At 42.9% G+C, this 15,783-nt stretch carries 15 protein-coding genes; 11 read left to right on the top strand and 4 right to left on the bottom strand.

The genetic code is table 11. The features are described from left to right. From L3V23_RS07565 to L3V23_RS07595, 7 genes are all read left to right on the top strand, one after another. Window positions 1-524 (top strand): transketolase C-terminal domain-containing protein (locus L3V23_RS07565; RefSeq protein ID WP_276573992.1); only part of this gene is annotated, 524 nt, incomplete at its 5' end. A 453-nt stretch (window positions 525-977) separates the two neighbouring features. Then, complete coding sequence (locus L3V23_RS07570) at window positions 978-1,421, top strand: PTS sugar transporter subunit IIA (RefSeq protein ID WP_042483125.1); 444 nt, start codon at window positions 978-980, stop codon at window positions 1,419-1,421. A gap of 16 nt (window positions 1,422-1,437) precedes the next feature. Next, the gene (locus L3V23_RS07575; protein WP_042483122.1) at window positions 1,438-2,826 is read left to right on the top strand and encodes a PTS mannitol transporter subunit IICB; all 1,389 of its coding nucleotides are present in this window, start codon (window positions 1,438-1,440) and stop codon (window positions 2,824-2,826) included. 49 nt (window positions 2,827-2,875) lie between these two features. Then, window positions 2,876-4,147: a zinc-binding dehydrogenase gene (locus L3V23_RS07580; protein ID WP_102965305.1), complete on the top strand. Its 1,272-nt coding sequence runs from the start codon at window positions 2,876-2,878 to the stop codon at window positions 4,145-4,147. Window positions 4,148-4,205: 58 nt separating this feature from the next. Continuing rightward, window positions 4,206-4,724 (top strand): MltR family transcriptional regulator, encoded by a 519-nt coding sequence (locus L3V23_RS07585; RefSeq protein ID WP_042483442.1) that lies wholly within the window; start codon window positions 4,206-4,208, stop codon window positions 4,722-4,724. Between the two features lie 10 nt (window positions 4,725-4,734). After that, the gene (locus tag L3V23_RS07590) at window positions 4,735-5,469 is read left to right on the top strand and encodes a nucleoside/nucleotide kinase family protein (RefSeq protein ID WP_102965304.1); all 735 of its coding nucleotides are present in this window, start codon (window positions 4,735-4,737) and stop codon (window positions 5,467-5,469) included. A gap of 17 nt (window positions 5,470-5,486) precedes the next feature. After that, complete coding sequence (locus L3V23_RS07595; protein WP_042483116.1) at window positions 5,487-6,233, top strand: phosphatase; 747 nt, start codon at window positions 5,487-5,489, stop codon at window positions 6,231-6,233. A 166-nt stretch (window positions 6,234-6,399) separates the two neighbouring features. Here the strand turns inward: L3V23_RS07595 and L3V23_RS07600 are convergent, their stop codons facing one another. Then, a complete protein-coding gene (locus L3V23_RS07600; protein ID WP_102965303.1) occupies window positions 6,400-7,296 on the bottom strand; it encodes a LysR family transcriptional regulator in 897 nt (298 codons plus the stop codon). Window positions 7,297-7,423: 127 nt separating this feature from the next. Between L3V23_RS07600 and L3V23_RS07605 the strand changes: the two genes are divergently transcribed. Next, on the top strand, window positions 7,424-9,361 hold the full coding sequence (locus L3V23_RS07605; RefSeq protein WP_102965302.1) for a TonB-dependent receptor: 1,938 nt from the start codon (window positions 7,424-7,426) through the stop codon (window positions 9,359-9,361). 84 nt (window positions 9,362-9,445) lie between these two features. Here L3V23_RS07605 and L3V23_RS07610 read toward each other — a convergent pair whose 3' ends face one another. Both L3V23_RS07610 and L3V23_RS07615 read right to left on the bottom strand, forming a co-directional pair. Continuing rightward, window positions 9,446-11,008 carry a PAS domain-containing methyl-accepting chemotaxis protein gene (locus L3V23_RS07610; protein ID WP_102965301.1) on the bottom strand — a complete coding sequence of 521 codons (1,563 nt, stop codon included), beginning with the start codon at window positions 11,006-11,008 and terminating at the stop codon, window positions 9,446-9,448. A 205-nt stretch (window positions 11,009-11,213) separates the two neighbouring features. Beyond that, window positions 11,214-11,828: an OmpA family protein gene (locus L3V23_RS07615; RefSeq protein WP_042483106.1), complete on the bottom strand. Its 615-nt coding sequence runs from the start codon at window positions 11,826-11,828 to the stop codon at window positions 11,214-11,216. 153 nt (window positions 11,829-11,981) lie between these two features. On the opposite strand from L3V23_RS07615, the gene L3V23_RS07620 reads away from it, so the two are divergent. Further along, window positions 11,982-12,608, top strand: a complete 627-nt coding sequence (locus L3V23_RS07620) for a thiol:disulfide interchange protein DsbA/DsbL (protein WP_102965300.1) — start codon at window positions 11,982-11,984, stop codon at window positions 12,606-12,608. An 11-nt stretch (window positions 12,609-12,619) separates the two neighbouring features. Further along, entirely contained in the window at window positions 12,620-13,093 is a 474-nt protein-coding gene (locus L3V23_RS07625) for an FKBP-type peptidyl-prolyl cis-trans isomerase (protein WP_042483099.1), read from the top strand. Window positions 13,094-13,193: 100 nt separating this feature from the next. Here L3V23_RS07625 and L3V23_RS07630 read toward each other — a convergent pair whose 3' ends face one another. After that, a complete protein-coding gene (locus L3V23_RS07630) occupies window positions 13,194-13,796 on the bottom strand; it encodes a beta-phosphoglucomutase family hydrolase (RefSeq protein ID WP_237292152.1) in 603 nt (200 codons plus the stop codon). A 140-nt stretch (window positions 13,797-13,936) separates the two neighbouring features. On the opposite strand from L3V23_RS07630, the gene L3V23_RS07635 reads away from it, so the two are divergent. Continuing rightward, window positions 13,937-15,700 (top strand): methyl-accepting chemotaxis protein, encoded by a 1,764-nt coding sequence (locus L3V23_RS07635; protein ID WP_102965298.1) that lies wholly within the window; start codon window positions 13,937-13,939, stop codon window positions 15,698-15,700. Window positions 15,701-15,783: the final 83 nt, after the last annotated feature.

Here is a 15,783-nt window from a genome sequence, read left to right on the forward strand (position 1 = left end):
GGCGTCCATGTGACCAAGTGGAATCAGCAGTGGCTTGGAAACTGGCTATCGAGCGTAAAGATGCGCCTACTGCGCTTATCTTCTCTCGTCAAAACCTAGCACAACAAGCACGTTCAGCAGAGCAAGTAGCTGACATCGCTAAGGGTGGTTACATCCTGAAAGATTGTGCAGGCAAACCTGAGCTAATCCTGATTGCAACAGGCTCTGAAGTTGAATTGGCTGTGAAAGCAGCTGAACAACTAACCGCTGAAGGTAAACAAGTACGTGTAGTTTCAATGCCATCAACAGACGCATTCGACAAGCAAGATGCAGCCTACCGTGAAGCAGTACTTCCTGCTGACGTAACAGCGCGTATCGCTATCGAAGCAGGTATTGCAGATTACTGGTACAAGTATGTTGGTCTAAACGGCAAAATCATCGGTATGACCACATTCGGTGAGTCTGCACCAGCGGGTGAGCTATTTAAGATGTTCGGCTTTACGGTTGAAAACGCACTTGAGAAAGCTAACGAATTACTGGCTTAATCAGGTTCACTAAATAGTAAAAATCCCTGCTACGATGCGGGGATTTTTTATGCCTGTAATACACAAAGAAATTGAGTTACTAATTTATCTTAACAAAGATACAATATGATATACATCACAGTTAAACCTAACCTGTTCACCTAACAATAAAAAAATAAGACCGAACAAAAATCACACTTCCATACCGGTCAATACCCAAAACAGGCCAAACTTCACATCAAAGCAAATAAATTAAAAATATTAAAACAAAACACACCTCACAAATAGGCTATTGACTTGTAATAAAAACAAATTTTGTAAAAACATTTCGTTAAAAACTTGTGACAGAAAGTGGTAAAAATCTATTTGACACTGATATTAATGCTACATAGTTCACAAATCGCTTACTATTTCCAAACTGTACTTCCCTGTTGATAATGAGTCTATCAACAACGCATCACACGGGAAGCAAACATGCTGTATGACCTAATTGACCATGACCTGATCGACGTTATCGACCATCAAGATTGTCAATGGGAGGAGGCCGTAAAAGTCACCACTCAATATCTTGAAAATAAAGGTTATGTAACTGCTGATTACTCAAAAGCGATCATTCAATCGACTATGGATAATGGTCCATATTATGTGCTTTGTCCAGGAATCGCGATGCCTCATGCTCGCCCAGAAGCCGGCGTACTGAAAACTGGTTTAGGTATACATGTATTTACTCACCCCGTTGATTTCGGCTCTGAAATGGGGCCGGCAAATGTTCTATTAACACTCGCCGCCAAGGATTCAGACACACATATTGCGGTGATTCAAGCGCTTAGCGAAATGCTCGTCGACGAGTCCAATATTGTGAAACTTTCAGCCGCATCTTCTAAACAAGATGTACTAAATATTATAAAAACTTATTAAACAGAAGGAACATAACGTGACAACAAATGTGAGAGCTAAAGTGCAAGCCTTCGGGGGGCATCTGACCGCCATGGTTTTGCCAAATATCGGCGCCTTTATTGCGTGGGGCTTTATTACTGCATTATTTATCCCAACAGGCTGGACACCCAATGCCTACTTTGGCGAACTGGTAGGCCCAATGATTACCTACCTACTCCCACTATTGATTGGTTACACCGGTGGCCAAATCGTTGGTGATAAACGAGGTGCTGTAGCAGGTGCGATTGGTACTATGGGTGTTATCGCAGGTGCAGAAATACCTATGTTTGTTGGTGCGATGATCATGGGCCCTCTGAGTGGCTGGGTGATTGTTCAAATCGACAAAAAACTTGAACATAAGATCCCTTCAGGGTTCGAGATGGTGGTCAATAACTTCTCGCTTGGTATCTTTGGCATGATCATGTGTTTGTTCGCTTACGCCATCGTTGGTCCAGCGGTAACGGCAGCAAACCTTTTTGTTAAGTCTGGAATTGAAGCGCTTGTCGCGACAGGCTTTCTCCCTCTCTTAGCCATTATCAATGAACCTGCGAAAGTGCTGTTTTTAAACAACGCTATTGACCAAGGTATTTACTACCCACTAGGTCTACAAGCTGCGGCTGAAACAGGTAAGTCAATCTTCTTTATGGTTGCATCAAACCCAGGTCCAGGCTTAGGCATGCTTTTGGCTTATGCCAAATTCGGCCAAGGTCTAAGTAAGCGCTCGGCACCTAGTGCAATTATCATTCATTTCTTTGGTGGTATTCACGAGCTGTACTTCCCGTACGTACTGATGAAACCAATAATGATTTTGGCGATGATTGCAGGAGCGGCTACAGGTATAGCAACCTTCAACCTTTTAGGCGGTGGTTTAGTCGCAGGTCCGAGTCCGGGTTCTATCTTCTCTTACTTAGCCTTAACGCCGAAAGGTAGTTTTATCGCTACGATTGCAGGGGTTACAACAGCAACAATCGTCTCATTCTTTGTCGCAAGTGCCATCTTAAAAGTGAGTAAAAAGGAAGCATCCGAAAAAGAGTTTGAGCAATCAGTCACTGATATGAAAGAAATGAAAGCAGAAGGTGTCATCACCAAATCAACTGCTGAACCTAAAAAAATCAAGTTCGTCGCATTTGCCTGTGATGCAGGTATGGGATCTAGCGCGATGGGTGCTTCGACCTTTAGGAAGAAACTCAGTGATGCTGGATATAACGTGGAAGTTAAAAACTTCTCGATAGAGAAAGTACCACCTCACGCAGATGTAGTGGTCACGCATGAGAGCCTTGAAAACAGAGCGGTAAGTGCCACAGGACTACCTGTTGTCACTATTAAAAACTTCCTTCATGACCCGGCACTCGATGAACTCATCGACACCATTAGTCAGCAAGCTTAATTTAAATCATTATCGGGGCCGATAAGGCCCCTATATCCTGGAGAATATCATGGTTCAAACGACTGCAGCTGTTATTTGTGGCGAGAAAAATGTTCGCTTAAGAACGTTTGATCTTCCAGAAATAACCGACGATGAGTTATTGGTTAAAAATATTTCCAATAGCATCTGTCTATCTACATATAAAGCCGCACTGCTTGGCAGCAACCACAAGCGAGTTCCCGAGAACATTAATGAAACCCCTGTTATGACAGGCCATGAATATGCGGGAGTGATTATCAGAGTAGGCGCTAATCTACGAGATAAGTATCAACTAGGACAACCATTCGTATTGCAACCAGCAATGGGGCTACCAACGGGTTACTCTGCTGGGTACAGTTACGAAACCTTTGGGGGTAATGCTACCTACTCTATCATCCCCAAGATTGCTATCGACCTAGGCTGTGTGCTTCCCTATAAGGGTAGTTACTTTGCGAATGCATCATTAGCAGAGCCGATGTCCTGTATCATTGGTGCATTCCACGCTAGCTACCACACTACACCTTATGTTTATAAGCACCAGATGGGTATCAAACCCGGTGGCTCGCTTGCGCTACTTGCCTGTGCGGGACCAATGGGAATTGGAGCCATTGATTACGCAATTAATGGTCCAGTAAAGCCTAGTCTTATTGTGGTAACAGACATTGATGAACAACGATTAGCAAGAGCAAAAAGCCTGATTCCTATCGATGCGGCCAAACAAAATGGGATAGAGCTTCATTACATCAACACTGCCAAACTAGAGAAACCCGTTGAGTTCCTTAAACAACTTAATCAGGGTAATGGTTATGATGATGTGATGGTTTATGCTGCAGTACCACAAGTACTAGAACAAGCGGATGAACTACTTGGGAATGACGGATGCTTAAACTTTTTTGCTGGTCCAACAGACAAACAATTCAAAGTGCCATTTAATTTTTACAACGTCCACTATGAGTCAACCCATATTGTAGGAACTTCAGGTGGTTCAACAGGCGATATGCTCGAATCCATTGAGCTTTCTGAACAGAATAAGATTAACCCTTCATTCATGATTACTCATGTTGGTGGGTTGGAGTCAGCACCACATACCATTCTCAACCAATTGGATATTCCGGGCGGCAAAAAGTTGATTTATCCACACATTAATATGCCACTAACGGCGATTACTGACTTCTGTTCACTTTCTGACGTTGACCCATTCTTCGTTAATCTTGACGCGATATTGGCTGCCAATAACTACGTTTGGAACGAACACGCGGAAAAAGAGTTACTTGAGTATTACGATGTCAGTCTTACAGTTTAGACACAACCAAGTGTGTGGTAGCCTTGAGCTGCCACATTCTAAAAAGGTTAATCAACATTTGTCACGAGAAGAAGAGTTGCTTGATACGATAGAGCAGTGTGAAAGTGCCACCTGCTTTCTTCGGCTATCAAACGAAATTATCAACTTAAAGCTGAAAGAGTTACTGCCTAAAGTTTTCGTTCAAGACGAGTTTGTCATGCAAAATGCCGTTGCACCGCTCATCGAAAAGGATGGTCCGCTGGTAACAACCAATGTTGTGTCTAAACTCGTTTTTGCGATGGGAAAGCTCTCTGTCGAAACTTATGCAGACATTGATCTATACGATCAGATGCTCGACTACGTACTCAAGCAACCAACCAAGCTGCGTTTTGATGACGATATGGTATACGACTTTATTACCAATCAGTCGACCTTATCGAAAGGTGAAGACAGTTTCTATCTGGATTCTATCAATCAGCTTAAGTTTTCTTCATTCGAGTCTTTTTCACAAATGCGCTATGAGTCTTTGATTAAAACCGTACTCAAATTGTCTTGTGAAATGCTGATTGAACGAATTGAGAAAGAGATTTTAGAGTAAGGCATTAGCCATGAAAGTTACATTGAATGTGAGTGGTTTTGACACTCATGCTGTATTTCCTGACAGTGATGTCTCATTGGTTCACAGACCATTAGTAGAGAAATTCACACGCTTATTTCAACAAAAACAAGAACGTATCGTAGTGTTCTTGTGCGCTCCTCCCGGTAGTGGTAAATCAACACTTGCTGCATTGTGGGAGTATCTATCTTATCAAAGCTCGCAACTGGAACCTATTCAAGTCCTGCCATTTGATGGGTTCCACTACCCAAATGATATTCTTGATAGTAACGCTATCGAACGCAACGGAGAGTTAGCCTCACTAAGGGAAATCAAAGGCTCATACGAAACCTTCAACTTAACGGAACTGATCGGCAAATTGAAGCAACTCAAAATAAAGGACCCTTTTTGGCCATACTATGACCGCAATCTACACGATCCCGTTGACGAAGCTATTCACGTCAAAAACAACGTTGTTATTGTAGAAGGAAACTGGCTGCTTCTAAATGAACCTGTTTGGAACGGTTTGCATGAGCTTGCCGATTTTACAATTTTTGTCGATACCGATCCTGCATTTCTGCAGCAAAGACTTGTCGACCGGAAAGTTCGTGGCGGTAGTCGATTAGCAGACGCACAAGCCTTCTATAAGAGCTCAGACTCTATTAATGTCAATAAAGTGCTCTCTTGTTCAGTGCCTGCCGACCTGACTTTGTACATGAACCAAGATGGTTCGTTTGAAATCAAATAACTCCATGAGGAGGCTCTATGAACATCGTTGTTGATAGCCACACACACACTATCGCTAGTGGCCATGCCTACAGCACGATTATCGAAAATGCCTTTGAGTCAAAAAACAAGGGGTTAAAACTTCTTTGTACCACGGATCATGCTCCTGAAATGCCAGGAGCCCCCCACTACTGGCATTTTAACAATCAAAGAATTTTACCCCGCTTTCTTCACCAAGTCGGAATTTTACGTGGTGTTGAAGCTAATACACTGAATATCGATGGTGAACTCGATTTACCACCGTCTTCTTACCAACATTTAGATTGGGTTATCGCGAGCTTACACGAACCTGTCTATAAACCCGCTTCAGTTCAGCAACATACTCAAACTCTGATCAACGTCATCAAGAGTGGTAAAGTCGATGCCCTTGGTCATCTTGGCAACCCCAACTACCCTTTTGAACTTGTTCCTGTACTAGAATGCGCCAAACAACATAACGTAGCCATTGAAGTAAACAATACTTCTTTAACCGGAAAAAGCCGTAAAGGAAGTGATGTGCGTTGTAGTGAAATCGTCAAATTAGGTGCAGAAATTGGTGTTTATTTTACAACAGGCTCTGACGCACATTTTTGCCATGAAATAGCACGTTTGAATTTAGCCTCCGCACTACTTGAGAAGTATTCCGTTGATGAATCTAAGGTAATTACTACCTCAACATCGAGATTTCTTAACTTCTTATTGTTACGTGGTAAGCCGAGAATTGAAGAGTTTAGCTCACTCTATTAAAGGCAAACTTGATGACTTGACTGCAAAATACCGACAGTTGAAGGTATTCAGTTTCACTGTGGCAAACGTGGTTGAGAAAGCAAACATAATCAGGTTCAGAAGATAGTCAAATCCCCGCTACAATGCGCCACGTAGCGGGGATTATTTTATGTTCAAAGCAATGCTGCTATTGAGCTATCCATTCCGATGGCACATTAGTTTCAATCAAATCCAATAGCGCCAGTAAGCGTCTTGGAACCAACCCTTTTTGAACATAATAATTAATATCCGTTGTTCCCGTTTTCCATTCGGGCAGACATTCTACAATCCGGTTTGGATGATGTTTTGAATAGCCAGCAGCGATAGGATCAGGTAATAGCCCTATTCCGTGTCCATTAGCTATTGAATCAATCTGCAACACCAAATTATCGCTTTCAAATCGGCTCCTCATCGGGTCCAAATAATAGGTTCTTTGATCTGATGCGGAAATCGTTACGCCCGTTTTACGCACAGAACCGAAATCGATCCAAGGGTGTCCATTAAGATCTTGAGGATGTTGAATTTCTTCAACTTTTCTTAAGTAATCTGGAGAGGCATAAACACCATATCGCCATTGACCTAGAGTCTGTTTACGCCATTCCAGATCGGGATACTCACCCAGCCAAATGACCAAGTCTGGCTTAATACTGTTGGAAGCAAATTCGCTCTTTAATCGAACACGTACTTGGGGATTATCGCCAAGAAACATATTCAATATATTGTTCAACCAACCACGCATGAGGGCGGGATGACAAACAACGGTCAACTCACCTGACACCTTATTATTTAAACCTTGGATGGCGTCATAACTTTCATCGGCTATTTCTAACATCTGCTTACTGTAACGAGCAAAAACTTGTCCTGCTTTGGTCAGCGTTAATCGATTTCCTTCACGAACCGTCAGTGCTTGCCCAATATCAGCCTCCAATTGTGCCAGACGTCTGCTGACTGTTGATTTCGGCTGATTCAGTGCCTTAGCGGCAGCCGTTAAACTTTTATGCTCTTGCAAGGCCTCAAACGCTCTCATTGATGTCAGATCATGCATTTATATACCTCGTAAAAGTTCCATATTCGAGACAAAGCGTTCCATAAATCTCTCTATCCCCCATCAATACAAATGTGAATAATTACCACTTACTAATGATAACCATTATCACAAAATAAGGATAAACATGTCTACACTTAAACGTCAGGCGCTTTTCGTTGGCGGAACTGCCATTATTACTGCCCCATTCGCCTTTGCAGCCGATGCTGGTATCAATACAACAGAGACCATGGTCGTGACGGCCGCAGGCTACGAACAGGTTCAAACCGATGCCCCAGCCAGTGTCACACTCATCACTCAGGAAGAGTTGTCGTCGAAATACTATCGAGACGTAACTGATGCACTTTCCAGTGTGCCGGGCGTAGTGGTAACTGGTGGCGGAGACAGCAAAGACATCAGCATTCGCGGCTTAGGCTCGCAATACACGTTAATGCTGGTTGACGGACGACGCTTGTCTTCTCGTGAGACTCGTCCAAACAGTGATGGACCAGGTATTGAAGCGGCTTGGCTACCACCATTAGAAGCGATTGAACGTATCGAAATTATTCGCGGGCCTATGTCTACTCTTTACGGCTCAGATGCAATGGGTGGTGTCATCAACATCATTACGAAGAAGTCCAATTTAGAGTGGAGCGGTAACGTCCAACTCAGTACACTCCTGCAAGAGAACCGTGACTCAGGTGATGAACAAAACACCAATTTCTTCGTTACAGGACCTCTGACCGACTCACTCTCTCTACAAGTTTATGGTCAGAATATACAACGTGACGAAGACAACATCGAAAACGGCTATCAAAATAAAACATTGCGTTCGATAGGCTCCAAGCTTAATTACCAGATCAGTGAACAGCAAGAAGTGTCGTTCACTGTAGAAACAACCAAGCAAGAACGCAGCGGAACTGAAGGATTAACGGTTGCGGATGGTGAAGACGATGAGCAGAACCAATATGATCGAACATCATTCGCACTCAGCCATTTAGGACGCTGGAATACACTAGGTCAGTCAGATAGCTACATTCAGTACGAGCGCAATAACAACAAATCTCGCCAAATGTCACTGGAAAATACGGTTGCAAAATCAACCTTAGTGATGCCTTTTGAGACCAACACTGTCAGTGTCGGTATCCAAGGTGAATACTCCAAACTTAACGATGAAACCAGTAATACTGGCGGTACTATTACCGAGCTGAGCAACAGCCAAGGCGCAATATTTGTTGAAGATGAGTGGCGAGCTTTGGACAACTTTACTATCACAGCTGGCGGCCGTGTTGATGTTAACGAAAACTACGGTTCTCACCTAAGCCCTCGTTTGTATGGTGTATGGAACATTGCTTCTGAGTGGACATTAAAAGGTGGTGTCTCAACCGGTTTTAAAGCGCCTCAGTTACGTCAAGCAAGTGATGATTGGGTTCAAGTCAGCCGCAGTGGCAACTTATACGGTAACTCTGACCTAAGTCCTGAAACAATGGTAAGCCAAGAACTGAACCTGATTTACAATGCTGATTCTGGTTTGCAGGCGTCACTTGGTCTATTCAACAATGATTTCAAAGATAAGATCACCAGCATTGAATGTTCGGCATCTGTGTGTACTGGAGATACAAGCTTGCGAGGTCGTCCACCTCGTCTATATACCAACGTTGATGAAGCTGTAACTCGTGGTGTTGAAGCTTCGTTAGATACGCCAATCGGTGAAAACTGGAAATGGGCAGCTAGCTATACGTATACCTACTCAAAACAGCTTACCGGTGATATGGCAAGTTCGCCTCTTACTCAGCTACCTAAGCACTTATTCTCAACTCAGTTAGACTGGCAAACAACCGAGCAGCTAAACAGCTGGGCAAAAGTGACTTACCGAGGCAAAGAGTCTGATCCTTCAAGCTTCAGAGATACAGACACAGCGCCTTCTTACACCTTTGTTGATGCTGGTATTACCTATCAGCTCACTGACAACACAAGATTAAAAGGTGCAATCTACAACTTGTTAGATGCTGATATTAGCTATGAAGAATATGGCTACGTCGAAGATGGACGCCGTTATTGGCTGGGCTTAGATGTAAACTTCTAAGCATCTTAATTAACGGACATAAAAATTAATTAACGGAAATAAAAACGGAGACTCTAAGTCTCCGTTTTTATTTCTGAACGTTTGTTACTTCTCTTCGAAACGTGCCGCGAGAGTAATGAAATTATCCACTTGTTGCTTCATCTCTCGGCTGTGCTCACTGACAATACTCGTAGCCGCAACGTTTTGAGTAGCAGCTGATGCGATAGAGTGAATATGGTGGTTCACCTCTTGAGTCAAGCCGCGCTGCGCTTCGGCAGATTTCGCCATATCGCCCACTAGTGTTTGCATGTCTGAAAGCATTCGTTCAACTTCATAGAGTCGATTACCCGTTTCCTCAGCAACTAAACCACACGCCTTAGTTTGTATTTGGCTTTCTTGAATCTCATGCTGCCAAGACTTAATGGTGTCTAACATCGCAGATAAACTGTTTTGAATCTGGTGAGTCGCCTTTTGCGTTCTTCCAGATAGAGCACGAACTTCATCAGCAACAACCGAAAAACCTCTGCCCTGTTCCCCTGCTCTTGCAGCTTCAATAGCCGCATTCAGTGCCAGTAAGTTCGTTTGAGCAGCAATACCATCGATTTCTTCCATCAACTGACTGACCGCATTGGCTTGCTCATTCAATTGATGTGTTGTGCCTGTTGCTCGTTCAGCTTGCTCCGCTAAAGCCATCAGATCAGAGTGCGTCTGTTGAATGGTTTGCTTCGTTTTCAAACATTGATTCTGCGCTTGATCTAACAAAGCATAGGCCTCATTGGTACTGCTAGAAACCGCATCAGCGGCGGATTCTACAGAATCGGTTGCACTCATTACGCTCTGAATATCAATGTTTTGCTGTTCCAACGCTTGGTTAACTTCAACACAAGTTTGGTTAAGTTGTTCAGAAGTTGCATAAAGCGGCTTAGCGGAATCGACCATGCGCCCCAACACGGTACGAATACGCGCTGAGTACATACGCAGATGATAATCCGCATAGGAAAACTCACTGTTACCTGAATAAATAAGGCGGCTGATACTGTCGTATTTATTCTTCAGCTTGTTAATTTGGCGAGGTGTTTCAATCAGTTCATTTCTAAATAGCAACGCTAACGCAGCAACAGGCAATAGACCAGAAATTATCTGAACAGCACTGTTTGCAGACGTCAAATAAGCTAATGATGGCGCAGATAATGAACCCGCTAAAATGGCATAACGAACAGAAGCAGGCAAAGTTAATGAGAAACTCTTACCGCCTTTCTCTGCTTTACACAACGCTTTATAGGCTTTACTTGCGGTTTCAACGCGCTCACGTTTTGGTTGAACACGGACTGACTGATAACCGGCTAGCTTTCCATTTTCGTATATAGGGGTGACGTAGGCATCAACCCAGTAATGACCGTTAGTTTTAGTACGGTTCTTAACGATTCCACGCCATGGATGACCTTTTTTTAAGTGACTCCACATATCGGCGAATGCCGCTTTAGGCATGTCAGGGTGACGAACGATATTGTGGTTCTGCCCTAACAACTCACTTTCAGTAAATCCGGCTATGCGACAGAAGGTTTCGTTACAGTAGGTAATAACGCCTTTAAGATCTGTGGTAGAAACTAGTTGATCTGTCTTTCCGACTGGAACCTCCAGATCTGAGGCAACTTGATGAACTGACATACTTCTCGATATCTTATACGTTATATTTTGTGAGGGAATGTACACAAACGTTAATAATGTTTCAAAATTATTATCGCATTTTATTCGATAACTGAGAGTGCAATCAATTTCCTTTAAAACGATGAGGACATTAAACAAAAATCCCAGACGAAGCTGGGATTTAGAGTAGATGAAGGAGTTAATAACTAGACGAATAATTGAACAATTAATTATTTGAAACGATGAATAACAGTTCTACTCTGCGGTTACACGCTCGCCCCTCTGTTGTGCGGTTTGTACACGCAGGGATGTATTCACCATAGCCACGTGTATAGATAGCATCTTTAGCTACTCTGTTCTTAATCAGCGTTGTTTTCACTGTGTCTGCACGTTTCACAGATAACGAATCATTAAAGGTTGGTTTACCCGTGCTATCCGTGTGTCCATCGATCACGACATCAATACCTTGTTGTCTTGAAAGAAAGTCACTCATCATTGATAGCCAATGGTATGACTCTTGTGAAACCTTAGAAGAACCCGTTTCAAATTGGACTGAATCTTTTAGGCGAACCATAACATGGTTGCCGGGCAGCACTTCATAGTCCACGCCGTTGTGTAGCAGAAATTGTTGCAAAGCTTCGTAACTGCTAGTGCGAACTTGACCCAATGGACCACGAACACCTGAAGTTGCGCTGCGTGATGGCGCTACCCACTCAGGATTACGGACATCCATTTCGCCTTTCGGTGCCGCATCTAATAAATTGTTGCTGAACATACGGTCGGTTTGTAGAGAACCACAACCAGCTAATATCAACATCAGTGGGAAAACTAAAAATTTCATCGAATACATCACCCTTCAATCTAACTACATACATTTATCGGCACCATTTATAAAACTTTATAGAAAATTGATAACAATTTGTTTATCCGTGGTTTGCGTCACATCATTAAGCCGTTAGAATCTAAGCTAGTGTTTTTTAAAGGCGAATCTAATATGAAAAAATTGCTCACTGGCTTTATAAGTCTGTTTTCCTTGGTATTTTTACTCTCTGGGTGTAGCGACAATTCAACACCTGTCGAAGGAGAACAATACCAACTATTGCCAGCGAATCTTTCTACCTATCGCTTAGCACCTGTGACTGAAGTGTTCTCACTCACTTGCGGTCATTGCCGAAAAATGGAAACTATCATTCCTCAACTTGAACAGTTGACGAACGAACATTTTGGCAAGCTGCACGTAACCTTCAATGAAGGGGCAAAGATCGGCGCTATGATTTACTACACAGCAGTAATGCAGTTAGATGGCATCCCAGATACAGCAATGATGGATGAATTATTCGCTGCTGTTCAGATGGGTGAAGGTTCGACACTGACCGATCGCCAAGCTGCGATTGAAAAAGCGTTTACTGACCGAAACCTAACTACGCCTTATCACTTAACTCAAGAGCAGCAAAAATCGGTGATGAGCATGATGAAAACCGCAGACAAAGCGTCACGTGAAGGTCAAATCAATGCGGTTCCAACTTTTGTGGTGAAAGGAAAATACCAAGTCCTAACCAGCGGCCACAAAGATGTGGAAGGTATTGCAAAAACTATTAGCTACTTACTCACTCAACCATAAGATCAATAACCATGTATAAAATCGTTTTTCCTATTGTTATTTTTGTACTTGCAGCATTTTTCGTATACCGCACTTGGACAAACCATAAAGCCGGTGAAGAGCAACTTGCGCTAGGTCAGGCATTCTTAACAGAGAATGCCGCTAAGCCAGATGTTCACACCACTGAAAGTGGTTTGCAGTATCTTGTACTTGAAGAAGGAACAGGTACGGTTCATCCAAAAGCAAACAGCAAAGTAACGGTTCACTACGAAGGTAAACTGCTAGACGGCACTGTCTTCGACAGTTCTTACCAACGCAATGAACCAATTACCTTTGGCTTAAACCAAGTGATTAAAGGCTGGCAAGAAGGTGTTCAGTTGATGGTTGAAGGGCAAAAAATGCGTCTTTTCATTCCTGCAAACCTTGGTTATGGCAAAAGTGGCACTGGCCCTATTCCGCCGTCAGCAACCCTGATCTTTGACGTAGAATTAATTGCGATTAACTGATCACCGGCACTTTGTTAAAAGCCAGCGTTTTGTAACGGCTTAAAAAACCGGACAGCGACAAAAGAGCCGCCTCAAGGCGGCTCTTTTTATGGAAATGAAGTTATGCCTTATATGGAAAGAACTGCAATCCGTGTTCTGTCACCATGATGCAATCCATACCACCTGCATGCGCAGCTTGTTTGCCGAGATCGGTATCTTCAAATACGACACACTCTTGAGGTTCTAATCCCAATAATTCACACGCCGTTAAAAACGTTTGTGGATGCGGCTTATGATTTTCAACATCTGTCGCCGTGACTAACGCATCCAACTTATCAAGCATATTTACTCGGGTCAGTAGCTTAATGGCACTTACTCGTTGGCTCCCAGTACCGACCGCCAACTTCTTCTTACCTAAGTTCGCTTCAAGCAGGTTCGCAGTGTCTGTAATCAAATCGCCGCTTTCATCAATTTGACTAAACGCCTTCATCTTGTAATCAGAGACAGCTTTTGGGTCGAGTTCAATGCCATACGCTTTACTCACCTCAACAGCAATTTTTATACTCGGCATTCCGCCCATGCTTTGCAGCCATTTTGCATCAAATGGAAAGCCAAATTTCTCAGCGGTAACACGCCAAGCTTCGACGTGTGCAGGCATCGTATCGATAAGGGTTCCGTCCATATCAAAAATCAAACCTTTGTACTTTTCTACGTCTATAGTCATCCGACCAAGGCTCCTGTCATAAAACTTTAATAATTGTCATGCATATATTAGCCGACACTAACTTATAGGGGTCCGTTTTCCCCTGCACTCACGACGATAATAACAAAAATATCTATAAACTTTATTAACCAGGTAAACATATGAATATTAAACAGAAGCTGTATTCATTGGGTGTTATTGCTGTCTTGGGCATCATTACCCTTCTAATTAGTTCTAATTACTTCGCTAATACGACTCGTGAATTAACTCACGCCATCACTTTAGTCGACAAGCTTGAAATTCGATTACTTAATTTGCGCCGTAACGAAAAAGATTTTTTACTTCGCAGCAGTACAAATTACCTAGATACATTCAAAAAGAACAGTGAACATTTTTTAAGTTTAGAATCTGAACTATCGCTCATTCTGTCTTCCAATCAACTAGAGTCATCGACTGCTCTGCGCAATGATCTTCTTTCTTACAAAAAAGGATTTGAAGATCTAGTCGCCGCTTATGTTCAACTAGGTTTAGACAAAGAATCTGGTTTACTTCAAAAGTACTACGCACTCTTCAACCAAGCTTTTAGTAACGCTAACAAAGAAGGTCAACTAGAGCTAACTCTATTTGATAACAATGTTCGCTCAGGAACGATTAATCCGCAGGGAGAAATCGCATCAATGTCCGAGCTTATTGCGGCAGCAAAAACAGTTACGCTACAAGAGCAAAAAATCGGCCTGAAATACAATGAAGGTTTGTTGGGCAATACACGCAACCTTTCACACAATGTTGAAGAGCAATTTAAAACGTTTTCTGAAACATTGAGTAAAGAAGTGGATAACCGCCGTTCTGAAATCGCGATGATTGAAAACAGTATTACTGTATTCGTGATTATCGTTATCTTTGGACTTATCTTCCAGATTAGCCGCACAATCAACATTCGCGTTAACCGTATGTTGACTGTTATTCACAATATTTCTGATACTAACAATATCGGTTTGCGCTCAGACATCACGGGCAAAGACGAACTTGCATCGGTCAGCCACTACTTCAATAAACTGCTCGATAAATTCGAGACGCTGATTTCAGGCTCTCAGGCGAAATCGAACCAGTTATCTACCAGCACTGCAGCCATGCACAATGAGTTGGAAGAAGTACTGCGACACTTTAATGCACAAGCTGAACACACCGCTATGATGGCAACATCCGTACAGGAAATGGTTTCCGCTATCGGCGAGATCTCAGAAAGTACCAGCGTGGCAGTTGAAGGGGTTCAACAAGCCTCACACAACGCAGAGAACGGTCGCTTGGTGGTCGATTCGACCGTGAACAATATTGAACAACTCTCTAAAACGTTGGAATCTAGCCAGCACTCAATTACGTCTTTGAACAATCATGTTGAGAAAATAGGCGGCGCCGTGAACATCATTCAGGGAATCGCTGAACAGACGAACCTTCTTGCACTTAACGCGGCAATTGAAGCAGCACGAGCGGGCGAACAAGGCCGAGGTTTTGCAGTGGTAGCCGACGAAGTTCGTTCTCTGGCAACAAGAACTCACGAGTCGACCGAAGAAATCACTAAGGTCGTTGCAGCCATTCAGTCGCAAATGGGTCTAGTCGTGAAGGACATTGAACAGTGTAATGCTCAGAGCCAAGAAACCTTGATGGATTCCCATAAGCTTGATGAAAGCCTGAGCCTGATTATTTCAGATATGAGTAACATTCAGGCAAACTCTGAACGCATCGCTTCTGCGATAGAAGAACAAGGCATTGTGATGAACCAAGTCAGTGAGTCGATCACTGAGCTTAACTCTATCTCAGAAGACAATATGCATTCAGCCCAGCAAGTGATGTCTGAAGTGGATATGGTCTCTCAACAAGCCAAAGAGATGGATAAAGCCGTATCTGAATTCACCACGAAACGCTAATAATCCGTAAAATTCGCTATAAGAACAGTAAAGCCCAGCAAGTGCTGGGCTTTTTGTTATAACTAGACTATCCAAATACTTCT

Source organism: Vibrio sp. A1-b2 (assembly GCF_021726015.1).
In the GTDB taxonomy this organism is placed as follows: Bacteria; Pseudomonadota; Gammaproteobacteria; order Enterobacterales; family Vibrionaceae; genus Vibrio; species Vibrio diazotrophicus.

What these genes read in the sequence shown, in the direction of transcription:
- L3V23_RS07570 (WP_042483125.1), top strand. Translation starts at nt 978, where the DNA reads ATGCTGTATGACCTAATTGACCATGACCTGATCGACGTTATCGACCAT.
- L3V23_RS07580 (WP_102965305.1), top strand. Translation starts at nt 2,876, where the DNA reads ATGGTTCAAACGACTGCAGCTGTTATTTGTGGCGAGAAAAATGTTCGC.
- L3V23_RS07590 (WP_102965304.1), top strand. Translation starts at nt 4,735, where the DNA reads ATGAAAGTTACATTGAATGTGAGTGGTTTTGACACTCATGCTGTATTT.
- L3V23_RS07595 (WP_042483116.1), top strand. Translation starts at nt 5,487, where the DNA reads ATGAACATCGTTGTTGATAGCCACACACACACTATCGCTAGTGGCCAT.
- L3V23_RS07600 (WP_102965303.1), bottom strand. Translation starts at nt 7,296, where the DNA reads ATGCATGATCTGACATCAATGAGAGCGTTTGAGGCCTTGCAAGAGCAT.
- L3V23_RS07605 (WP_102965302.1), top strand. Translation starts at nt 7,424, where the DNA reads ATGTCTACACTTAAACGTCAGGCGCTTTTCGTTGGCGGAACTGCCATT.
- L3V23_RS07610 (WP_102965301.1), bottom strand. Translation starts at nt 11,008, where the DNA reads ATGTCAGTTCATCAAGTTGCCTCAGATCTGGAGGTTCCAGTCGGAAAG.
- L3V23_RS07615 (WP_042483106.1), bottom strand. Translation starts at nt 11,828, where the DNA reads ATGAAATTTTTAGTTTTCCCACTGATGTTGATATTAGCTGGTTGTGGT.
- L3V23_RS07620 (WP_102965300.1), top strand. Translation starts at nt 11,982, where the DNA reads ATGAAAAAATTGCTCACTGGCTTTATAAGTCTGTTTTCCTTGGTATTT.
- L3V23_RS07625 (WP_042483099.1), top strand. Translation starts at nt 12,620, where the DNA reads ATGTATAAAATCGTTTTTCCTATTGTTATTTTTGTACTTGCAGCATTT.
- L3V23_RS07630 (WP_237292152.1), bottom strand. Translation starts at nt 13,796, where the DNA reads ATGACTATAGACGTAGAAAAGTACAAAGGTTTGATTTTTGATATGGAC.
- L3V23_RS07635 (WP_102965298.1), top strand. Translation starts at nt 13,937, where the DNA reads ATGAATATTAAACAGAAGCTGTATTCATTGGGTGTTATTGCTGTCTTG.